Origin of the sequence: Paenibacillus castaneae, assembly GCF_002884445.1 — a bacterium.
In the GTDB taxonomy this organism is placed as follows: Bacteria; Bacillota; Bacilli; order Paenibacillales; family Paenibacillaceae; genus Pristimantibacillus; species Pristimantibacillus castaneae.
Map to the genome: position 1 here is coordinate 876986 of NZ_KZ614144.1, position 21840 is coordinate 898825.

17 protein-coding genes and 2 pseudogenes are annotated in these 21840 nt (G+C 46.5%); 13 read left to right on the forward strand and 6 right to left on the reverse strand.

Going from position 1 to position 21840, the window contains the following annotated elements; translation table 11 throughout:
• Window positions 1-34: 34 nt before the first annotated feature.
• The 3 genes from CEF13_RS03700 to CEF13_RS03710 form a co-directional block, all read right to left on the reverse strand.
• Window positions 35-1531 (reverse strand): ABC transporter substrate-binding protein, encoded by a 1497-nt coding sequence (locus CEF13_RS03700; RefSeq protein ID WP_102709474.1) that lies wholly within the window; start codon window positions 1529-1531, stop codon window positions 35-37.
• A gap of 86 nt (window positions 1532-1617) precedes the next feature.
• The gene (locus CEF13_RS03705) at window positions 1618-2547 is read right to left on the reverse strand and encodes a carbohydrate ABC transporter permease (protein ID WP_102709475.1); all 930 of its coding nucleotides are present in this window, start codon (window positions 2545-2547) and stop codon (window positions 1618-1620) included.
• Between the two features lie 12 nt (window positions 2548-2559).
• The gene (locus CEF13_RS03710) at window positions 2560-3516 is read right to left on the reverse strand and encodes an ABC transporter permease (RefSeq protein WP_102709476.1); all 957 of its coding nucleotides are present in this window, start codon (window positions 3514-3516) and stop codon (window positions 2560-2562) included.
• Window positions 3517-4157: 641 nt separating this feature from the next.
• Here CEF13_RS03710 and CEF13_RS03720 point away from each other — a divergent pair.
• Window positions 4158-4607, forward strand: a complete 450-nt coding sequence (locus CEF13_RS03720) for an NUDIX hydrolase (protein ID WP_102709477.1) — start codon at window positions 4158-4160, stop codon at window positions 4605-4607.
• 48 nt (window positions 4608-4655) lie between these two features.
• Window positions 4656-5126: a hypothetical protein gene (locus CEF13_RS03725; protein WP_102709478.1), complete on the forward strand. Its 471-nt coding sequence runs from the start codon at window positions 4656-4658 to the stop codon at window positions 5124-5126.
• Between the two features lie 302 nt (window positions 5127-5428).
• Here CEF13_RS03725 and CEF13_RS03730 read toward each other — a convergent pair whose 3' ends face one another.
• Window positions 5429-7492, reverse strand: coding sequence for an acyltransferase family protein (locus CEF13_RS03730; protein ID WP_102709479.1), 2064 nt, complete (start codon window positions 7490-7492; stop codon window positions 5429-5431).
• Window positions 7493-7806: 314 nt separating this feature from the next.
• On the opposite strand from CEF13_RS03730, the gene CEF13_RS03735 reads away from it, so the two are divergent.
• The 11 genes and pseudogenes from CEF13_RS03735 (at window position 7807) to CEF13_RS03775 (ending at window position 18974) form a co-directional block, all read left to right on the forward strand.
• Entirely contained in the window at window positions 7807-8118 is a 312-nt protein-coding gene (locus tag CEF13_RS03735; RefSeq protein ID WP_102709480.1) for a Dabb family protein, read from the forward strand.
• Window positions 8119-8216: 98 nt separating this feature from the next.
• Window positions 8217-8885, forward strand: coding sequence for a bifunctional 2-keto-4-hydroxyglutarate aldolase/2-keto-3-deoxy-6-phosphogluconate aldolase (locus CEF13_RS03740; protein WP_102709481.1), 669 nt, complete (start codon window positions 8217-8219; stop codon window positions 8883-8885).
• A 282-nt stretch (window positions 8886-9167) separates the two neighbouring features.
• Window positions 9168-10553 carry a class II fumarate hydratase gene (fumC, locus tag CEF13_RS03745; RefSeq protein ID WP_102709482.1) on the forward strand — a complete coding sequence of 462 codons (1386 nt, stop codon included), beginning with the start codon at window positions 9168-9170 and terminating at the stop codon, window positions 10551-10553.
• A gap of 126 nt (window positions 10554-10679) precedes the next feature.
• Window positions 10680-11552, forward strand: a pseudogene (locus CEF13_RS29630) (ABC-F family ATP-binding cassette domain-containing protein); the annotation flags it as partial.
• A gap of 159 nt (window positions 11553-11711) precedes the next feature.
• Window positions 11712-12074: pseudogene (locus CEF13_RS29635) on the forward strand (ATP-binding cassette domain-containing protein); the annotation flags it as partial.
• A gap of 318 nt (window positions 12075-12392) precedes the next feature.
• Entirely contained in the window at window positions 12393-12626 is a 234-nt protein-coding gene (locus CEF13_RS29640; protein WP_424991973.1) for an ABC transporter C-terminal domain-containing protein, read from the forward strand.
• A 59-nt stretch (window positions 12627-12685) separates the two neighbouring features.
• Window positions 12686-13318, forward strand: a complete 633-nt coding sequence (locus CEF13_RS03755) for a fumarylacetoacetate hydrolase family protein (RefSeq protein WP_102709484.1) — start codon at window positions 12686-12688, stop codon at window positions 13316-13318.
• A gap of 98 nt (window positions 13319-13416) precedes the next feature.
• Window positions 13417-14118 (forward strand): winged helix-turn-helix domain-containing protein, encoded by a 702-nt coding sequence (locus CEF13_RS03760; protein ID WP_102709485.1) that lies wholly within the window; start codon window positions 13417-13419, stop codon window positions 14116-14118.
• A gap of 7 nt (window positions 14119-14125) precedes the next feature.
• Window positions 14126-15427: a sensor histidine kinase gene (locus CEF13_RS03765; protein ID WP_102709486.1), complete on the forward strand. Its 1302-nt coding sequence runs from the start codon at window positions 14126-14128 to the stop codon at window positions 15425-15427.
• Window positions 15428-15522: 95 nt separating this feature from the next.
• Window positions 15523-16206, forward strand: a complete 684-nt coding sequence (locus tag CEF13_RS03770) for an ABC transporter ATP-binding protein (RefSeq protein ID WP_102709487.1) — start codon at window positions 15523-15525, stop codon at window positions 16204-16206.
• Window positions 16203-18974 (forward strand): ABC transporter permease, encoded by a 2772-nt coding sequence (locus tag CEF13_RS03775; RefSeq protein ID WP_102709488.1) that lies wholly within the window; start codon window positions 16203-16205, stop codon window positions 18972-18974. The genes CEF13_RS03770 and CEF13_RS03775 overlap by 4 nt, the downstream gene beginning before the upstream one ends.
• Window positions 18975-19109: 135 nt before the next feature.
• Here CEF13_RS03775 and CEF13_RS03780 read toward each other — a convergent pair whose 3' ends face one another.
• Window positions 19110-19550 carry a Dps family protein gene (locus CEF13_RS03780; RefSeq protein ID WP_102709489.1) on the reverse strand — a complete coding sequence of 147 codons (441 nt, stop codon included), beginning with the start codon at window positions 19548-19550 and terminating at the stop codon, window positions 19110-19112.
• A 329-nt stretch (window positions 19551-19879) separates the two neighbouring features.
• Window positions 19880-21838 (reverse strand): glycoside hydrolase family 15 protein, encoded by a 1959-nt coding sequence (locus tag CEF13_RS03785; RefSeq protein ID WP_102709490.1) that lies wholly within the window; start codon window positions 21836-21838, stop codon window positions 19880-19882.
• Between the last annotated feature and the right edge of the window lie 2 nt (window positions 21839-21840).

The window sequence follows — 21840 nt, forward strand, 5'->3', positions numbered from 1 at the left end:
AGTGTCTCAATAAGGGATGCGTATGAATGCAATCTTACTTAAAGTAATTGTTAATTTGCTCTTGAGCAGCTTTCATAATCGTGTCCATACCCGCGGACTTTAATTCAGCTGTTATTTTCGGAATCATTTTCTCCGGATCGGATGCGCCTGTAATGAGTTCAAATTTGTATTTATCCCATACCGATTGGCAATTCGCTATTTCGGTCTGAAGATTGCTGATGTCCAGAGCAAAGCCTAGTACGGTGGAGGATGTCGCTGCGTCGTTCAGCTTTTTAACTTGGTCCCATTGATCCACAGGAGCGCCTTTGGTAACCGCTAGATTAAAGAAGGTGCCTTGAGAGTAAGCAGCCAGCGGCCAAGTATCGGAAGTACGCTCGATGACTTTCTCGCCATCGACATTTTTGTAATCGACGTCTAACTCACCGAATGCCAGCATATTGCGCAGTTTTGGATCTGTGTTGACTAATTCGAGGTACTTCAATGCTTCCTTCTTATATTTCGAATTCGCAGAAATCGCGTTCAGAGAGCCTTGGATCGTACTCGTTGTATAAATAGGTCCAAAGTGCTGAACCATATCATATTTTTGAACAGCATCATTGATTTGCCAGCTTACTTCTGCACCCGGAAATGCCTGAGCTGCGAAGAATGGTCTGCCTTTGTCATTCTCTGTTTTAGTCGGAGCATCTGGGTTGATGATGCCATCCTGATACCATTGATGCAGGAGCTTCAGATCGGCCATAATATCAGGCTGCTCGAGAACAGAGACAACCGTGCGTGATCCATCGTCAGCTTTTACGCCAATTGGAGCGAAGCCTAATGTTAAATCATCATAATTGTTAAAGAAACCGTTCAAGCCCTCACCTTGCGTCATTGGCAAGGGGTAGAAGCTCTTGCCTTCGCCAGACTTTATACTGTGCAGAGGTTTATCAAGGTCCTGCAGTGTTTTGATGTTGTTAATATCGATATTGTACTTTTGTACATATTTATCATCGTATACCCAATACTGCGTTAGTGCTGAATCCTTATAGGTAGGAACGGAATAATACTTGCCGCCAATTTTTGTACCTTCCCATACCTTTTCAGGAATCACTTTGTATAAGTCAGGTGTTTCACTTTGAACCAGATCAGTGATATCGGCAAAAGCTCCCATAGCCACTTGCTTGCTGTATTTACCGCTGTTCGTGAACATAATGTCGAATGGTTCGCCAGTATTTACAATCGTGTTTATTTTGGTGTCCCAATCACCCCAGCTGGCAACCTTGATGTCAATTTTCACACCAATCTTCTCAGCCGTGTATGCATTCATGGCATCAATAGCTTTACTGAAATTATTAGGTACTTGGCCGCCGATGAGCCACCAGACCAAAGTCGGAATATCCTTATTTGGTGCTGCGGTGTCCTTTGGTGTGTCTGTCGTTACCGTAGGACTATTTGTTGCAGATGGAGAGTTTGAGCTGGAGCAGGCTGCTAAGGCAGTCACCAGTAGTGTGAGAATACAAAGCGTAGAGATGAGCTTCCAAGATTTCTTCATTTCATTTCCCCCTTATTGAAGTTGTATCACCGTAAGCGTTGTACAGCGATCTATCATAAACCAAGCTAGCTGGCTTACTTCGTTGGTTATCCTTTGACAGCGCCAATCGTTAATCCGGAAATGAAATATTTCTGGAAGAACGGATAAGCGAAGGCTACAGGCAAAACGATGATAATGGCTACAGCCATGCGAGCAGATTCCTTCGGCATCGTTGCGACAAGCACGGCATAGCTAACGCCCATACTTGCAGCATTCTTGGCAAGTGCATCCACATTGCTCATCAAGCTATTTAGCAGAGCCTGCAATGAATAGAGGTTCTGGTTGTCGATATATAGCATCGATTGGAACCAGTCATTCCAGTAAGAGAAGCATAGGAACAGTCCAATTGTTGCAATGACCGGCAAGGAGATCGGAAGGATGATGGAAAAAAAGATTCGCAGCTGGCTCGCGCCATCGATTTCAGCAGATTCAATCAGCCCATCGGGAATCGTACTTTTGAAGAAGGTTTTACAGATGATAACATTGAACGATGAGACACAAAGCGGTAGAATAAGTGCCCAGACGCTATCCTTTAATCCTAATAAATTTGTATTGATGAAGTAGCTGGATACCAAGCCGCCATTGAATATCATGGGGATGAAGACGACCCAGGTCAGAAAGCCCCTCAGCTTGTAGGTTGGTCGAGAAAGGACATATCCCATGGAGGCGGTAAGCAAAACGCCGAGCACAGTACCAACCACAGTAACAAGAGCGGATACGCCGAGCGCCCGCAGAATCATCGTTCCTTGCTTGACTACATAGGCGTAAGCCTCTCCTGACATTGCAACCGGCAGCAGATGATACCCTGTCTCACGTATGGAGTTCTCACTGGATAATGAAATGGATAGAACAACGATTACAGGTATGACGCAGATCAGCGCCAAGACGATAAATATCAGGTTGAAAAAGAGGTTTACGGTTTTGCTTGTACGGTTAAATTTCTCAAGGCCCGTTTCGTAAGCCGTTCTCGTTGACATTTTCTTACCTCCTTACATCATCGCGCTATCAGGATCAATTTTGCGAACAATCCAATTAGCGGTTAGAATAGTTGCACAACCCAGAACAGACTGTACGAATGCGGCTGAAGCTGCCATCCCCAAGGTAGCGGATTTCAGTTGTTTAAACACCATGACATCGATGGTGGTAGATACATTGAATAGAGAGTTGGAATCTCGCGTGACCTGATAGAACAGACCAAAATCGGTGTAAAATATACGTCCAACTGCCAAGATGAACAGCATGACGATAACTAGCTTGAGCATGGGCAATGTAATAAATCTCGTCTGCTGCCAAATGGAAGCGCCATCAATAACAGCTGCTTCATAATAGGTGCTGTCAAGGCTTGTGATGGTTGCCAGATAGATGACCATACCGTAGCCTAAGCCTTTCCAGATATTTAAGAGAATCAGAAAGTAGGGCCAGTATGCCGGCTCCATATACCAGTTAACGGGATCGCTGCCCATATTGACGAGCGTTTGATTGACAATCCCTTTATCAAAGCTTAGGAACGCCCAGCCTACAGCAGATACGACAACCCAAGATAGGAAATAGGGGAGGAACATCATCGTTTGATAGACTTTACTTGCTTTGCGGCTGTGGAGTAGCCCGATCATAATAGCGAATAGAACGGGCAGTACAATGCCTAGAACGATAAAGATAATATTGTAGCCAATCGTATTTCGAATAATGATCCAAGCGTCATTCGACTTGAATAAGAACTCAAAGTTTTTGAAACCTACCCACGGACTGTTGAACACATTGCTCAAAAATCCGCCGCTAATTCTGAAGTTTTTGAAGGCAATAATGATCCCGAACATAGGCAAGAAACAGAACAGTATGTACCAAATCGTCGTCGGCAATGCCAAGAGTGTTAGTTCCGTATCCTGCTTGTGCCAACGAATCCGTAAGCGCTTTCTTTTATTCTTTTGTTCGGCTTTAGAGCTCATGTCTGTCACTCCTTCCGGTGTTTTCTCGCTTGTATTGCGCTTGCTACGTTCATTGTATTACAGGAGGATTCGATGCTTCTAGATAACAAACTTGATACTATAGTCAACAAACGTTAGATTCGAAAAATTCAGTTACATGTCCCTACCACATGCGGCGCTCAAGGCCTATTTTTGGGGAATACCGCTTACTGACAGTTCAATAACGTGATAAACCTTATGAATAAAGTGTGGTACATTTATACAATAATGGTTGATAATGAAGGAGGGGTTACGTGGAAGATAAGAGCAGCAAATTTTATCGGCATATGGGCGTTTATGGGATCTGTGTTGTTAACGAACAGATTCTAGTTATTCGTAAAATACTTGGCCCTTACTCTGGAAAGTATGACTTACCTGGGTATTGCTATTTTTTATGAAACGAAAGTTAAGTCTAACGCATTAATTAGCTCTATTAAATCATTTGAAGGGCAGGACTCTGAAGGAGCTCTTTGGATGCCAATAATGGAGTTGAATACAGAGAACTCATCGCCACTTGTATTGCTTGCTGTTGAATGGGTCCATTCAAGAAAAATACCTTTTTATAAAGATATTTTCGACTATAGCGTTTAACTATTTACAATAGCCGCGAAAGGGTGCTTGCTGTGTTTAGGGTTGATGTTGCTTATGCATTGATAACAAATGAAGAGAAAGATAAAGTGTTAATAGTTAGAAATATACTCACTTCGAGCTGGTCGTTACCTGGCGGAGCTGTAGAGATGGAAGAATCGTGGTCTTCAGCGGCAGTTAGAGAAACTAAAGAAGAAACAGGCCTTGAGGTTGAATTATTAGGTATTTGTGCAGTAAATGAATGCTTTTTCGAGGAAAAGGGTGAACACGTCGTGTTTGCAACATTTAAAGTGAAGACAGTAAATGCACATATTAAGATAACACGACCTCATGAAATAGCTGAAGTGAAATGGGTGGATATTAACGAGGCAGATCATAAAATGCCATATTATAAGTGTGGTTTAAAGAAACTAATTGAATCTGATGTCATTCCTTATGATTTTCAAGGCAAACAAACAATACGATCATACAATTCGTTGAGCTGACGAATGTATTCGGGCTAAGGATGATGGTTCAAAGGGGGGGAGCGAGTAATGAATTACGATAATACCACCTTCAACATTAAAAATCCTTCGGGAACTTTGATGATTTTTATTTTGCTTTTCCATTTTATGTGTGGTTCTTTTTGGATTAGTCGAAACTATTTAGACGTTGATGGCTATCTGATCTTATATATAGCTTTTTGCGGATACACTCTATTATGTTTATTTCTATTGGCTTTCGTCATTTATAGGACATTTATGAAGGCATTTTTTCTGTCGTTGCATTCGGAATCTATATCTATTTCCGATCAAACCATACTAGCAGTAAATGTGGATAGATTGATGGTAATGGGATATGTAAAGCCAATTGTAGGCATTAAGCTGAAAAACAAAAAAATAGTGCCGCTTCGTATGAGCTTTCAATTTCTCGACAATGAAGATATGGGGATAAAAGAATGCAAGAGGTGGGCGGAACATAATCATATCCCTTTTGTTCATAGACGATTTATGAGATGGCTATAAGCTCAAATAGATCATTGAACGAGCAGTTACGGACATGAGATGCGTTATATGAGTGAATTCGCTGTAAAAGCAAAGTTTACGGACATGAGCGCCGTTATTTCCCTTGAATCGGGTCATAATTGGAACTTTTCGAGCAAATAAGGGCTCTGAGGTCCGTAAGAACTCGAAAAAGTGGTATTTGCAGCAAATAAGGGCTCCTGTGTCTGTTAAATTTAGCCAACTGCAAATAAACAGAAGCACATACGACACTCGTATGTGCTTCTTCGCGATTTTCATTAGATTCCATTTTGATTCTCGATCTCTCAGCTTAAGGGAACGGCTTCTGCCAGCAGATCAGCGAAGAACTCTGCACCGTGCTTCTTTAAGTGAACGCCATCGTTAGAGAAGAAATCTTCCTTCCCCTTGCTTTCTGTATACCAATCCACCAATGTCACATTTGCTGTTTTATCTGCTGTCTCAGCCAGCATTTCATTAACGGTATCCTGCCATTTACGAGGCACGCGTGTGTTCACCATAATGATTTGGCGTTCCGAGCCGATTGCAGTCAGCAGCGCATCAAGCTGTTTGGTTGTAAACGCTCCGTTTGTTCCAAGCTCAATAATGACCGTATTTCCAAGCTTATTGTCTTTCTTCAACTCCTCAATGATGGTTGCGGCCTGTGATAGCTGTCGGCCGACTTTGCCATCAACTACGATTCCCGGCAGCAATTTCTCCAAATAAGGAACAGCATCCAATATGATGGAGTCTCCTATCGCCGTTATACCATCATAAGCTAAGGGATCAGAAGGCTGTTGTTCAGGCTCAGGTTTGCTGCTTTCAGCTCCATTATCCGAGGGCTTATCAGCATCAGATTGTTCAACCGCCGGCTTCTCGCCTGCAGCGCCATCATCTGGCATCGAGGAGGTATCATTATTCAACGTATGATCCGGTTTTTCGATCGTATGCCCGGATGATTCGGCGGAATTTCCTTTCTGCTGCGTTGGTTCAGTAGTTGGTTCAGTAGTCGGTTGAAGTATGGGTGCTTTATTGCTTACATGGTCTGCTTCTCCGATATTTTTCTGATCATCAGCTTGGGGCTGGGAGATGGTTTCGTTAGAAGTACCCGTTTGGACGGTTGCTTTATCGCTTTTGCTTTTATCAGCAGATTGCAGAACCTCGCTGTCCGCGAAGGACATACAGAACACAACGAGAACGAACAGAGTGAAGTAAATGGCTGATTTTTGCAGCTTAGGCATACGAATACCTCTATTCATTTGCCGTCTAAGCAAGGTGAACAGCCTCTCCAGCGCACCATGCCGAATGGGCTCCTCTACAAACCGCCATGACAGCTCAGCTAGAATAAAAGTTAGAACAACTTGAATGAGTGCTCTTACAGCATGCAACTCTCCCATTTCGGCAGTGGGCGTGGTTAACACAATAATGGGATAATGATACAAGTAGATGCCATAGGAACGTACACCAATCCATGTGAGAACTTTGTTGCCAATTAATTGTGCGAGCTTGCTGGCGGGATGCGCGAGTGCACCTACAACAGCAGCGGTAGCGATAGCGAGCAGCACCATTCCGCCGCGATACAGGAAGGAGTCGTATTCGCCTGTGCTGCTTATCATTAGAACAATGACGATTAAACCGATTGTTCCAATTGCATCTAATGTGATGCGGCTTCGGGAAGGAAGGGACTCGGATAGCTTCCAACTTGGCCAGACGACAGCCAGCGCTGCACCAATCAGAAGGGCAAAGGCTCTTGTATCCGTGCCGTAGTAAATGCGGCTTGGATCCACACCCGGCTCATAAAGCAGCGACATCGCACCTGCGGATAGGGCAGCTAATGCTAGTGTCCATAAAGCGAGCTTGCCGCGCTTTGGAACGAACTTAATGACAAACAGCAGAAGTAAGGGCCATACCAGATAAAACTGTTCCTCGACTGCAAGAGACCATAAATGTCCGAATGGGGAGGGAGGACCGAAGCTCTCGAAATAGGAAACCTCGTGGAAAATGAGCCACCAGTTGCTTATGTAAAGTAATGCCGATCCGATATCTCCTTTTAGAGATAAGAGCCGACTGGAATCGCTAATCAACAGCCATATGGAAACAAGTGCCATCATGGAGAACATTGCGGGAAGCAGACGTCTGGCGCGGCGTATGAAAAATGTTTTTAAATCGATTGATTTCGTATGACCGAGCTGCTTGAGCAGAATGTCCGTTATGAGATATCCGGAGAGGACGAAGAACATGGTTACGCCAAGCAAACCGCCAGGCACCCAATCAAGATTCAAATGGTAGGCGATAACCGCGAGTACGGCAATGGCGCGCAAGCCATCTAACCCAGGCATATAGCGACCGCTGTTTTTGATTGGCTTAGGCACGGCTATATCCTCCTGCACATAACGAGATGGGGAGACTTGCAGTAAAGCGGGTAAGACGCAGACGGTGGGACAAGTGATGTTTGTTGCTTTTAATACAGATGGTAAAAATGATGTTCAGCCCCTCTTGAAGATAAATCGTTGTATACCTAATTATAGATCGTGGGCACTAAATAAGTCGTAACAGAACAGTTACAATTCGGTATCAAACTGGTTACAATGAGGGCGTGTTTATGTTATTTTAAAGGGACGAATACCCATTTTTATTATCTTCAATGTCATCAAATAATAGTTTAATAGAAGAGGGAGCGATAATCATGGCAGAACAATCGAAAGAGTGGATTTTGCATTCCGTTATTTTTAGCTTGAAGCATGAGCGGAACTCGGAGGCGGAGCGCCGATTTCTAGAGGATGGGCAGCGTATTCTTACATCTATCCCAACTGTAACAAACTTTCATGTATACAAGCAAGTAAGTTCGAAAAATGATTATAATCACGGCTTCGCTATGGAGTTTGCCAATCAAGCGGATTACGAAGCATACAATGCACATCCCCTTCATGTTCAGTTTGTTAGTGAGCGTTGGGAGAAGGAAGTCGAGAAGTTTCTAGAAATCGACTACGTGAAGTAGGAGAAAGATTGAAGATTTGCTAGAATCGTCATATAATGTACGGTATAGATGGAACATTTTCGAACAAATATGAACAAAAAAGGAAGAGTGACTAGCGAATGAAAAAACTTAAAATATTGCAGCAGCTAACAGAAGCAGGCGTAGTGGCTGTATTGCGCGCTGACTCAGCAGAAGAAGTAGCAGACATGGCTCGCCATGCGATTAAGGGCGGTATTAAAGCGATTGAAATTACGATGACCGTACCGTTCGCGCTGCGTGCAATTGAACAGCTGGCGAAGGAATACTCCAGCTCAGCAGAGCTTGATGCTGATAATTATGCGATTATTGGTGTGGGCACAGTTCTTGATCCGGAAACGGCGCGTGCTGCTATATTGGCTGGTGCCGAGTATGTAGTAGCGCCAGCTCTTAATCCCGATACGATTAAGCTATGCAATCGATATGCGGTTCCGATTATGCCGGGAACGATGACGATACACGAAATTCAAAGCGCACTGGAGCTGGGCGTTGATGTAGTGAAGTTATTCCCAGGCAACCTTTATTCACCTAGCGTTATATCTTCTATTAAAGGACCTCTGCCGCAGGCGAACATTATGCCAACCGGCGGTGTATCTCTCGACAATCTGAAGGATTGGATCAAAGCAGGTGCAGTGGCGGTCGGCATTGGCTCCGATCTAACGAAGGATGCTGTGAAGACTGGCGACTTCTCGCTTATTGAGAAGAAGGCTGCAGCTTATATGGCGGCGTATCGCGAAGCGAAAGCGCTCTAATCGATTACCCTGATAGAGAGTAAACGCTCTGTCGGGGTATTTTTATAACTAATGCTGACGATGCATACGCCGAATAAACAGCCTGACGTGCGGGCTGTGTTTATTGAAATAGAAGAAAAAGACGGTACGCTTCAGCGATTGAATATGGCGTAAATATTCACATTTCATCGGAATTGAACATCGTTTTACTAGTGATTGGCTTGATTCTGAGCGGGAATAGCGTTATAACAGAAACAGGTTCATAAAGTGATCAATCAAATGGTTAAAGGAGTCGTTCATGTAATGGATTATCGGATTGAGAAGGACACAATGGGTGAAATTCAGGTTCCTGCGGATAAGCTGTGGGGAGCGCAAACACAACGAAGCCTGCAAAACTTTAAAATTAGCGGTGAGCGTATGCCGATTGAAGTCGTCTACGCAATGGCGTATATCAAGAAAGCAGCTGCACAAGCCAACGAGAAGCTAGGCGTTCTGGATGCAGCTAAATCAGCAATTATTGGTGAAGTGGTTGATGAGATCGTTGCAGGCAAGTGGGACGAGCATTTCCCGCTTGTTGTATGGCAGACAGGTAGCGGTACGCAAACGAATATGAACGTGAATGAAGTTATCGCCAACCGTTCTAACAGCCTGCTAGCAGAGCGTGGCAGCGATGTGCGCATTCATCCGAATGACGACGTAAACCGTTCGCAAAGCTCTAATGATACATTCCCGGCAGCTATGCATATTGCGGGCGTTATTGCGCTTGAGGATACGCTGCTTCCATCACTTGACCTGCTCAACGCTACGCTTCGCGCGAAAGCGGAGAAGTTTAACGATATTGTGAAAATTGGACGCACGCATCTGCAAGACGCAACGCCAATTACGCTTGGACAAGAAATTAGCGGCTGGTATTCGATGCTTGACAGAACGCGCGCGATGCTCGTTCAATCCGTCGATACGATGCGTGATCTGGCTCTCGGCGGTACGGCTGTAGGAACAGGCCTTAACGCGCATCCTGACTTTGCGGTTGCTGTTGCGGCGGAAGTATCGGCTCTTACCGGCAAAACATTTGTAACAGCGGAGAATAAATTCCACTCGCTGACAAGCCACGATCAAATCGTATACACGCACGGTGCGGTCAAAGCGCTTGCAGCTGATTTGATGAAAATCGCCAATGATGTAAGATGGCTGGCAAGCGGTCCTCGCTGCGGAATCGGCGAAATCTCTATCCCAGAAAACGAGCCGGGCAGCTCGATCATGCCAGGTAAAGTAAATCCGACGCAAAGTGAAGCTCTGACAATGGCCGTATGCCAGGTAATCGGGAACGATACAGCCATTTCAATGGCGGCAAGCCAAGGCAACTTCGAGCTTAACGTATTCAAGCCTGTTATTATTTATAACTTCCTGCAGTCGGTCGCTTTGATGGCTGACGGAATGGTATCTTTCAATGATAATTGCGCAATCGGCATCGAGCCGAACGAAGCGGTAATTAAGCGCAATCTTGATCAATCACTCATGCTCGTTACGGCGCTTAACCCTCATATCGGTTATGAGAATGCAGCTGCTATTGCGAAGAATGCACACAAAAAAGGACTAACATTGAAAGAGTCGGCTATTGCGAGCGGCTTGCTAACTTCGGAGCAGTTCGATGAGTTTGTTCGTCCAGAAAACATGATCGGCAAACGGTAATTGATCAATTGCAAGCAAGAAGGGGCTGGCGCCCGTCAAGGAAGACGAAGCGCTGGCCCCTTTATTTGTGGTATGATACGAGTGGTACGATTACGACTATATCATTCGAAAAAGTAGGTTTGACATATGCATTTATTATCAGTTGAAAATATAACGAAAAGCTATGGCGAGAAAGTATTATTCGAGAATGTTACCTTTGGCGTAGAAGATGGCGACAAGGTCGGTATTATTGGCGTGAACGGAACGGGCAAATCTACGTTCTTGAAAGTAATTGCTGGTCTTGAGCCGGCGGACTCAGGCAAAGTATCAATCGGCAACCGCGTTACGGTTCGGATGCTTGCTCAGGATCCGGTGTTTGCTCCTAATGAAACGACGCTGGAGCATGTGCTTGGCGGAGACTCTCCGCAGCTTCGGGCGGTAAGGGCCTATACGAATGCAATGGAAGCTATTGAATTAAATCCGAGCGACCTTGCGGTTCAAGACCAACTGATGAAAGCGAATGAGCTCATGTCCGAGCTGGACGCTTGGCAGCTGGAGAGCGATGCCAAGATGGCATTGACGAAGCTTGGCATATACGACTATGAGGCAAAGGTAGAAACGCTATCTGGCGGCCAGCGCAAGCGGGTTGCGATGGCGGCAGCGCTGCTGCTGCCGTCGGATGTCCTCATTCTGGATGAGCCAACGAACCATATCGATAATGATTCCGTTGCTTGGCTGGAAGGCATGCTGCAGAAGCGCAGAGGGGCGCTGCTCATGATTACGCATGATCGTTATTTCCTCGATCGTGTAAGCAATCGTGTAATAGAGCTTGATAAAGGGCAAGCTCATTTCTATCAAGCCAATTACAGCCGCTTCCTTGAGCTGAAGTTGGAGCGTGAGGAGCGAGAATCATCTACAGAGTCAAAGCGCAAGAGTTTGCTTCGCAATGAGCTCGCTTGGATACGAAAAGGCGCGAAGGCAAGAACGACGAAGCAGAAAGCGCGGATTGACCGCTTTGAAGCGCTGAAAGCAGATGTGCCAAAGCAAGCGGGCGGTAAATTGGAAGTATCGGTTGCTTCTACCCGTCTTGGCAAAAAAATTGTAGAGATGGAAGGCGTAACGAAACGATATGGTAATCGTACGCTTATTCAAGATTTTAATTATATTGGCGTACCTGAGGATCGCGTGGGCATCGTTGGCCGCAACGGCAGCGGAAAGTCTACATTAATGAAGCTTATTGCTGGAAAATTGCTGCCGGATGAGGGAACCGTTGAACTGGGTACTACGGTAAAGCTAGGCTGGTTCTCCCAGGAGCATGAAGAGATGGATCAAACGATGCGTGTCATCGAATACATTCGCGAGGATGCAGAACAGGTGAAGACGGCAGACGGTTCGCTCATATCGGCTGGGCAAATGCTGGAGCGCTTCTTATTTTCGCCTACAATGCAGTGGACTCCGATTGCTAAGCTATCCGGTGGAGAGAAACGGCGTTTGCAGCTTCTGCGTGTATTAATGAATGCACCTAACGTGCTGCTTCTCGATGAGCCGACGAATGATCTGGATATTGCAACGCTTACGGTGCTTGAAGATTATTTAGATGATTTCCCAGGCGTAGTATTCGTCGTTTCTCATGATCGCTATTTCCTTGATCGGACGGTCGATAAAATTGTCGCCTTCGAGGGTGAAGGCCGGATTACTCACCATACGGGCAACTATTCGGATTATCAAGCTTATGTAGAAAAGCAAGGGAAAATAGCTTCGTCAATCACGTCAGCATCGAAGTCCTCGTCATCGTCTTCGAGCAGCGCTTCTGTAGCTGCTGCGAATGCGAAACCTGCGGTCAAGGAGCCTGTGCTCAAAATGTCCTATAAGGAGCAGAAGGATTACGAGGAGATTGATGGCAAGATCGCTGCTATGGAAGCCAAGATCAATGGAGTTGCGGCAAGCATGGAAGCAGCAAGCAGTGATTCTGCGCGACTGCAGGAGCTGACGCTTGAACAAGGGCAGCTAGAGGCTCAGCTTGAAGAACTGATGGACCGCTGGGCGGAGCTTAACGAGCTGGCCGAGAAAATTGCTGCCCAGAAGCAGGGATAGTGTTATATCAAGCCATGACGAAGGATGTTTCACTACATTTGAAGGGAGAAGTGTAATGAATGGGCACAAATGATATACGCAATATTTATTGTATTGGCCGCAACTATAAGCTTCATGCCCTGGAGCTTGGCAACGAGGTTCCTGAGGAGCCGCTTGTATTTACGAAGCCGTCGCATGCGGTTATTTCGATGGACGGAAATACTGTCGAGCTTCCAGGGAATGTTGGCGAGGTTCATTTCGAGCTGGAAATCGTACTGCGAGTCGGACAGGCTTACGAGCAAGGAATGGATGCCGAACTATGTATAGACGCGATGGCTCTCGGGCTAGACTTGACGCTGCGGGATGTACAATCGAAGCTTAAGGCCAAAGGCCAGCCTTGGCTTGCAGCCAAAGGCTTCAGAAACTCTGCGCCGATCAGCAATTGGCTTCCGTATCCGGGAGCAGCGGCGCTCGCGGAGACTGAGTTTGTCCTGCTCCGCAACGGAGAAGAGGCACAGCGGGGCAAGGCCGCTGATATGATATTCAACGTATCCGAGCTCATAAAGTATGTCGGTGACCATTATGGGCTTGGCGTTGGCGACATTATTTATACAGGAACGCCAGCTGGCGTAGCGGCTCTGCATGACGGTGATCAGCTGCAAGCGCTGTGGGCTGGATCGCCAGTTGGCAGCTGCAGCGTTAAGCTTGCTTGAGTATAGCTCTAGTGAAAATTTCAAAAAACAGTTCTTCCAACCACTTGGAAGAACTGTTTTTTTGTGTCACAATTTGCTCATGGGAGTGTGAGTGAAATTTGAAAATCGTATGGATCGAGGATGAAGAGGGGCTGCTCCGGGAATGCTCAGATTTTTTGCGTAAGGAATCGATCGAGGTGTATGGCGCCTCAACATGGGATGAAGCGGACAATCTTATAGCATCGGTGCTTCCCGACCTGCTGCTCGTCGATTGGATGCTGCCGGGCGGAATCAGTGGAATCGATATTTGCAAATGGAATGAGAAACGTTGGAAGCTGCCCTTCATCATGGTGACGGCCAAAGGCGATGAATTTGATAAAGTTCTTGCGCTTGAGCTTGGTGCGGATGATTATTTGACGAAGCCGTTCGGCTTGCGCGAACTAAGCGCGCGCATTAAAGCGGTTATGCGCAGAGCTGGCAAGCTGGATGGAAACATGCAGCAAGCTTCTCATGATTCGGTTATCCGCAGAGGCCGACTCGAGCTGGATCAGCTTCGCTTCATGGCTATGCTGGATGGGCAGAAGCTTGAGCTGACTCGAACGGAGTTCTTGCTGCTCTGGAAGCTTGCATCCAACCCCGGAAGAGTGTTTACGCGTACGCATTTAATGGATGAGGCGCTTGGTGACGGCTTCCTTGGCTATGAGAGAACGCTAGATTCTCATATTCGCAATTTACGCCGCAAGCTGGAGGTTTATGAAGAGGGGGTAGCTCTGATTCAAACCGTATACGGTGTAGGTTATCGATTTGCAGAGGGAGTGTAGTAGAAGCATGAGAGGGATTGGGGCTAAGCCGCATTGGAAACTGGTCTTTATAAGCAGCGTCGCTTTTGGTATTGCACTTGCCACCACGCTGGTACTCTTACATAACTCATCTCAGACGGAGAAAGCTTCGGCACAGCTGTTCTGGAACGGCTATGCCAAATTATATTATGAGCTGACGGGGAGCTGGGATGGGCTGGAAGAGCGCCTCTATGCTGACCGTTATATGTCCGCAGAGGACAAGTCGCTTTGGATAAAGGTTTACAACAGTGAAGGCTCAGTTAAGGTGGCGGAGCTGGCGTCAGGTAATTCAAGCACGCGGCAGGAAAGAAAAATGGCAGTGCTTTCGAATGGAAACATTGTCGGTTACACCGAAACGGCCATCTCCAGTCAATCCTTATTGAGCTTCATTGGCATACCGCTAATGATAGCCATATTCATTTATGCAGCCGGGCTATGGCATCTTAGTCGAACGCTCCGAGTAAAGAAGCAAACGGAGCAGCTTGCTGCGGCGGCGATTTGGAAGCGAGCAGCTGCACGCGGCACTGAAGCCGCTGCCTCAGATTCTGTAAGCGGCAGTTTCAGTGCTGCGCTTAAGGCTGTTGATGACCTTGCTCTGAAGGTGGAGAGACTTGAGACGGTTCGAAGAACGATGGTTGCCGATATCGCGCATGAGCTGCGTACGCCGATTGCGATTATGCGAACACAGCTTGATAATGCGATTCAGGACGGACTGCCGCTTCCACTTGCCAAGACTGTATCGCTGCATGATGAGACGCTCCGCTTGACGAAGCTGGTTCGTGATTTACAGGAGCTTTCGCTCGCCGAGTCGAATCATCTGGCGCTGGAAAAAACATGGTTCTCGTTGACGGAGATGGTTGCAGCCATTGCGGAGACGCTTGTCGTGAGCACAGAGGATCATCTGATCAATACAAAATTAGATTTGGATCGGGACGTTCGGATTTACGCGGACGAAACCCGTATTAGACAAATTATTATTAACCTGATTGGCAATGCAATTGGGCATACCCGTAATGAATTGTGCATAGCGGTTTGCCTAGCGAATGGACAAGCTGAGGTAACGATTATTGATGACGGCTGGGGAATTGAAGAGGAGGAGCTCGACTTTGTATTCGATCGGTTCTACCGCGGCAAGACTTATTCCCAAGCAGGAAAACGAGCTGCAGGATTAGGTTTAGGCCTTGCCATTGCGAAGCAGTTTGCGATCGCTCATGGGGGAGCGCTCACCGTAAGCAGCAAGTTTGGGGAAGGGGCTGCCTTTACGCTAAGCCTGCCTATTATAACGGAATAGAAATCTGCACAAGTTCTGCATATTTGCTCCATTAAGAATGCATATGAAATTGCTAGAGTTAGAGCATTCAATGGAACAAGAGGTGAAGATAGAAGATGATTAAAGTAAAAGGGCTATCGAAGACGTACGGGAAGGGTGAGGCTGCTGCAAGAGCGCTTCGCGATGTTGAGCTGATGATTTCGAAGGGAGAAATGGTCTCGATTACGGGACCATCAGGCTGCGGCAAGACGACATTGCTGCATATTTTAGCGGGGATTGAGTCGAGTGACAGCGGCGAAATTTGGATCGGGAATGCTCCGATTCATAAGTGGGACGATAAGCAAATCGCGAAGCTGAGGCTGGCTAAGATGGGGTTTGTATTTCAATCCTATCATCTGGTGCCTGTGCTGAACGCATGGGAGAATACAGCTCTGCCGCTTATTGCTGCAGGTATATCTGCAAACAAAGCGAGAACAAGAGCACTTGAAGCGTTGAGGGAAGTAGGGCTGGAGGAGAAAGCCAACAGTTATCCTTCGAAGCTGTCCGGCGGCCAGAATCAGCGGGTTGCGATTGCCCGGGCCATTGCCGGCAAGCCGGATATCATTTGGGCGGATGAGCCGACGGGAGCGCTGGATACGGATACCGCAGAGCAAATCATCGGCATGCTGGAGATGCTGAACCGCCATCATGGCACAACGGTCGTCATTGTCACTCATGATCCAAGAATAGCTGATCGCACATCGAGAACGATTCGTATGCAGAACGGACGGGTCATTCAAGGCGGAGGCGGCCCGCTATGATCAAGTCTGGCTTAATATGGCGCATGGCATTCGGCCATTTAAAGAAGCAATGGAAGCAGACGCTGCTCACGGTTATAGCTGGAGCAATAGGAGCGATGCTGATCTCTATCAGTGTCGTCAATTACGAATCCGTGAAGCACAGCGGGGCAGCGTGGATCGAGAAGCGGCTTGGGCCGATTAACTGGAAGCTCACGCCGGAGAATCTTAATTCAGGAGGCTTCTCAGCCGAGGAGACTGCTCTCTTAATGGATTATCCCAGCTCTATGAATAATGATTATACGCTTCTGCCTTATGTAAAGACTGAGGCTAATTTGATTTCGAATACAGCAGGGGACCGCAATCAAGCGGCATTGACCAATATGCTGCTGCTCGGCTTTTCCTTAGAAACTGCGGCAAAGTTTGATCCAAAGGGAGCGGAGCTGTGGAACCGCGGCTTAGCTGACGACGAGCTTATTATTAACCGTGAAACCGCAGGCTTGCTGCAGGTCCAGATTGGCGACACGGTGACGATTAAAACAGCCGATGGGCAGAAGCTGCTCCGAATCCGAGATGTGGCGGAGCAGCGCGGTTTAACCGGCTACATCGATTCCGGCGCCTTCACGGGCACCGTTATTGGAAGCGAGCGTACCGTTCGAGAATTGTCTCATCAAGAAGGAGACAGCTACGAAGCCATTCTGGTGGGTTCAAAGGACCCATCGACGGAATTGTATGGGATGTTTAGACTGCAGGAGCTTCCATTTCAAGTCGTATATCTGAAGCAAGATGCGATGAACAAGGTTCGCCAAATGAACTATGCCCTTATTATCGGAATGATCAGTCTGGTAGCGATTGCTTCCAGTATGCTGTTTATGCGGCAGGTGCTTGTGATGATCGGCGAATCCAGGCAGGAAATGTACGGCATTCTTCGCGCGATCGGTTTTTCCCGAGGTCATATTTCTGCAATGTTTCTCGTAGAAGCGTTTCTGCTCTCTCTGCTAAGTGCTTTATTAGGAACAGTAGTGGGAGTAGCCGGTGGTTATGGGTTCGTTGAATTACTGTATAATTCCTATACCGAAGAGCTGTCGCGAATGGCAGGCAACCCTGTAACCATCCAACCTTATGTATCTGCATTTAGCATCATCTTTTTATTTGTAATTGTTCTGCTATTTCTTGCTGTTATTTCCTTATTTGTCGCGCGCCAAACGAGCAGATTTCAAATTGTTGAAGCTTTGAGGGGTTCCTCCGATGACGGTGGGGCGGGCCAAGGCGGCAAGAAAAAGCCTTGGACCATTCGACTGCTCCTGACTGCTGGTTTAGCGGCAGCCTGTATTCATTTCGTATTTGTGTTCATTGAGCCTCCCGAATTAAACGGCGACAATATGCTGCTTATTGCGTCAACTTGGCTCATCACCTGTTTTACTGTGCTTTTTTTTGCTTTGAATTTGCTAGGGCGTATCGATCTGCCATTGCAGAAGCTGCTTCGGTTTATCAGACTGCCAGCGATATCCGTTATGCTTGCCGTCAAATATTCGCGCAGACACATAGGGAGAACGTATACAGCTGCTCTCTTGTTCGCGCTTGTAATGATGGTCATTACCTTTATGACATGCATCATGCAGTTATTGCTTGCAGCTGGCAGCGTGGAGAGGACGGATCAGACCGTTATCGGCTTCGGTGGCTACGCTGCTTATCAATCCGTACAAGAGAAGGAGAAATTGATAACGGCAGCAACGGCGGATACTTATATCAAACACAATATTAAAGGCGTAATGACCGTGGAGCCGTTTATGCTGCAAGTAAGGGAGAACGGGAGGATAGCCCAAGCCGCATTACCGGTTACCGAGGAAATAGTGAAGCATGGAGGCTTGGAATTACTTGCCAGATCGCCTGAATTCAGCAGTGACCAAGAAACTTGGCAGGCCGTATTGGACGATCCAACCTATATAATTTTGCCGCATTTCTATATGATGGAGGACCCGCTGTTTCCTGATGCTATTGAGCTTATGAAGGCTGGAGATCACATCACGTTGCCAATATACAAAGGGGGGACTTTGGTCTATATGGGGGAGGGTACAACTCCAGCTCTTCCTGTTTCTGAACAAACATTTATAATCGCGGGATTTGTCCCTAATCAAAAGGTATTGATCGACTTTTATGGCGGCATGTTTATGAACAAGAGCGTTGTGGAGGAGCTCCGTCCTTATGGTTTCAAATGGCCTAATCAAACATCACTTGGATTTGCTCTATTCCGTTTTGATTATAGAGATATTAAGCTGGCGCAGGCTCTAGAGGAGAGATTCGCCATTCTTGGCGTACTGGACTTCAATGTGCCTTATCTCAAAAATACGGCGTCACAACTAATGAACAAGCAAATCGGAAATGGATTCATCGGGTTTACTGTCATTTCAGCTTGTATCTGTTTAATGGGGCTTGCAATCATCCAGTTTAGAGCAGTGCGCGAGCGAAGCAAGCAAGTGGCTATGATGCGCTGTATCGGTTTGCCTGGCAGGCATATTTATTGGATGTTTTTCATCGAGGGCTTCGTGATCAGCGCAATAGGTTTGTTAGTTGGTTGGGGAGTTGGTTCGAGTGGAGCGAGCATATTTGTGGAAGGGATCAAGAAGGATACGAGAGTATATGAGGATTCTGTCATTTTCAATTATCCATTTGAGATATTAGTTCCGCTTATCGGTGGGCTTCTAATCGCTTCCTTGCTGATTAACATTGCTCCTTCCCGGGCAGCATTGAAGCTTAAGGCAGCAGATGCGCTGCGTATGAGTAATGATTGAGGTTCACAATCATCAATTTGCATAAGTTTTTGTCAAAAGACAGAAAGGTGACCCGTAAGAAGTTCACTTGTTACAAAGTGAATATCTTACGGGTCACCATTTAATCAAACTTGAAGCTCCTTTAGGAGCGGAATCTTATTTCACGTTATTAAATGCGCTCAGCATCCATACATGCTTCTCCAGCAGCGTATGAATAGCGAGCAGCATGTCGGCTGTCGTCTCATCGCCAGCTTTCTCCGCGTCCTCCATGCCTTCCTTAAGTTCGCCGATGAGGGTGGTGAAATCGGCAATCAGCTGATCAACCATTTTCTCCGCATCTTCCTTGCCGCTTGCCTCTTTGATGCTTGAGGTTGTTAAAAATTCCTTCATCGTTGCAACGGGCTTGCCTTTCAGGGCAAGCAGGCGCTCCGCAAGCTCATCTACATGAAGTGCTGCTTCCTCATAAAATTCTTGAAACTTCACGTGCAAGGTAAAGAACTGAGAACCTTTCACATACCAATGATAATTATGAAGCTTGATGTATAGTACGCTCCAGTTTGCAATTTGTTTGTTTAAGTGCTCGGGTACAGTAGTCATGTTCAAATCATCCTTTCTGCTGATAGTTTGTGCTTTAAGCAGTCTGAGAATACGAGATGAAAGCAAAAAATATTTCAGATCAGTTGATTATAATTATTACTTATTTATAATTATTACAAATAAGAGGAGCGTTGTCAAGCCGAATCCCATTGCTTCATCCTGAGTACGCTTCGCAGAAAGCTAAACGATATGTAATACGCTCTTATCTAGCTATTACCCTATCCACGGCAGAATCAAACAGCTGCATAATTGGAAAAAACCAACAGTCTAAGTGAATTCACCTAAACTGCTGGTTTTTTTGTTTTGGATAAAGATATTAAGCTGGATCCCTATAACGCTTTCGCAGCTTTGGCCTCTGCTTCTGCGAGCATTGAGATTGTTAATATGAACATTGCATGCGACCAGGTAAGCGGAACAACCCAGGCGGTTTCACCGGTATTTTTGTCGACTTGCTCAGGAAGCAGGCCGGTTTCGGTACGGTGATCCATCGCCCATTTCAACAATTGCTTCGCCTCATCCAGGCTTCCCGTTTGAATGCGATAATGTGCGAGCCATAAAGTTGTGAGAATCCAAGGATTTCCCCCGATATAGATGTCATCCTCATAGCGCTTAATACCGCCTACACCTGGGACAGTCAATGCGGCTTCAACCGCATCGGCAGTACGAAGCATGTAGTCGTGATCAGCGGAAACAGCGCCAAAAGGTACGGCGATGCCGAGTAAGCTGACATCAATTACTGGATCATGGTCGAGTATATATTTTTTATAGCCTTTATTGGTTTCAGTTATATAGCCAGTTGCACCGGAAGCTGTCGCTTGCTCGTATTTGGCAGAGCCTACGGCAAGGTTTATGCCGCGGTAGAATGTTCCGTTTTCCTCATTAAAGCACAGCTCCTTTATCGCCGCTGAGATCCGCTCGGCCGCAGCGGTCCATTCGGCAGCCAGCTCAGGTCTGCCAGCAAGCTCTGCAAAGCTGGCAGCAGCTGTCAAGCCACCGTATACAGCTGCGGAAGAGTACGTATGCGATGCTTCGCGTTCTTCCCAAAGGTCGATGCTCGGTTTAGGCAAACCGGTCTCTGCATCCAAGAAACGGATCAAATAAGCAGCGCCTTTCTCAACAGCAGGCCATACCAGCTTGGCAAAGGCATTATCCTTCTTCTCCAAATAATGCTGCCACATTCCCCAAAGAATAGATGAGCCTTCATCAATCTGGAGACCCCATGATGGAGCTAGACTGCCATCATGATAATGTCGCTGCTGCCATGAGCCGTCAGGTGATTGCGCTGTAAGTGTCCATGCATAGAAGCTATCGGACAGCGAATGCAGACCAGCTTTATCCAGCGCTGTTGTAATGAATGCAGCATCTCGGCCCCAACAGAATGAATAGCCTCCGCAGCGCGAGAAATTTTCATCGAATTCGGGAGCTGCTATGATGCTTCCGGTTTGCTCATCAGACATGAGTTTGAACATGAGCAAGGAGCGGTCGTATAGATCAGAGATTTCCGAGTCATCTATAGGACAAGGTGCTGCCGCCGCCAGATAATTTTGCCAGTAAGCTGTTGTTTCTGTGACCCACTCGGCGCTTGTTTTGCTTTTTGCAGTACGCATTTGCTGCAGTACGCTTTCTTCGTCATGGCCGGCAGTTAAATAGACGGGAATCGTCACGGAAGCACCTGCAGCAAGCTCATCGATGCGCCATTTCAAAGCACCATCTGGTCTCATGTCGATATTATTTCCATTCATTTCGCCTTGTTGGGCTAACTCCCAAGCAAGTCCTGATTGATAGCCTGCGCACACGTTTGCACTCGAAAGCGCAAAATAGTACTTATGGCGGAAATGAACCAAGGAGTCTTCAGCGGCGTTAAACATAGTTGTATTATACAGCTGATTCTCACTGACTAGGAACGATGAATGTACGATAAACGAGAAGGAGGCAGCTTGCTCGCTGACGTTCGTAAATGTATATTCCCGAACGATAATATCATGGCCAGGAATAGCGAAATGCAAGCTATCTACCTTTACAGGCTGCTGCTCACTCTGAACATTCACTTGCAATATATTTGTTTTAGCAACGTAAGCCGTTTCATGAACGAAGCCGTCAGCTTCTTCGTCAAACCATGAAACGGGGGATTGTTCCCATTGAATACCCGTGCGTATAGCGTCTACGTGCTGCGGCAAATCAATATTTGGCCACCATAGACGATACATTTTGCCTGTGCGGCCAAGTGATGCTAGAAATTTGGAGTTGCCGATAATAGCATCCACTAGAAATGGTTTTTTATTTGACATGC

Excerpts from the sequence above, each read along its gene's own strand:
- CEF13_RS03740 (WP_102709481.1), top strand. The coding sequence starts at position 8,217 with ATGAAAAAACTTAAAATATTGCAGCAGCTAACAGAAGCAGGCGTAGTG.
- CEF13_RS03770 (WP_102709487.1), top strand. The coding sequence starts at position 15,523 with ATGATTAAAGTAAAAGGGCTATCGAAGACGTACGGGAAGGGTGAGGCT.
- fumC (WP_102709482.1), top strand. The coding sequence starts at position 9,168 with ATGGATTATCGGATTGAGAAGGACACAATGGGTGAAATTCAGGTTCCT.
- CEF13_RS03705 (WP_102709475.1), bottom strand. The coding sequence starts at position 2,547 with ATGTCAACGAGAACGGCTTACGAAACGGGCCTTGAGAAATTTAACCGT.
- CEF13_RS03780 (WP_102709489.1), bottom strand. The coding sequence starts at position 19,550 with ATGACTACTGTACCCGAGCACTTAAACAAACAAATTGCAAACTGGAGC.
- CEF13_RS03775 (WP_102709488.1), top strand. The coding sequence starts at position 16,203 with ATGATCAAGTCTGGCTTAATATGGCGCATGGCATTCGGCCATTTAAAG.
- CEF13_RS03725 (WP_102709478.1), top strand. The coding sequence starts at position 4,656 with ATGAATTACGATAATACCACCTTCAACATTAAAAATCCTTCGGGAACT.
- CEF13_RS03765 (WP_102709486.1), top strand. The coding sequence starts at position 14,126 with ATGAGAGGGATTGGGGCTAAGCCGCATTGGAAACTGGTCTTTATAAGC.
- CEF13_RS29640 (WP_424991973.1), top strand. The coding sequence starts at position 12,393 with ATGTCCTATAAGGAGCAGAAGGATTACGAGGAGATTGATGGCAAGATC.
- CEF13_RS03785 (WP_102709490.1), bottom strand. The coding sequence starts at position 21,838 with ATGTCAAATAAAAAACCATTTCTAGTGGATGCTATTATCGGCAACTCC.
- CEF13_RS03755 (WP_102709484.1), top strand. The coding sequence starts at position 12,686 with ATGGGCACAAATGATATACGCAATATTTATTGTATTGGCCGCAACTAT.
- CEF13_RS03710 (WP_102709476.1), bottom strand. The coding sequence starts at position 3,516 with ATGAGCTCTAAAGCCGAACAAAAGAATAAAAGAAAGCGCTTACGGATT.
- CEF13_RS03735 (WP_102709480.1), top strand. The coding sequence starts at position 7,807 with ATGGCAGAACAATCGAAAGAGTGGATTTTGCATTCCGTTATTTTTAGC.
- CEF13_RS03700 (WP_102709474.1), bottom strand. The coding sequence starts at position 1,531 with ATGAAGAAATCTTGGAAGCTCATCTCTACGCTTTGTATTCTCACACTA.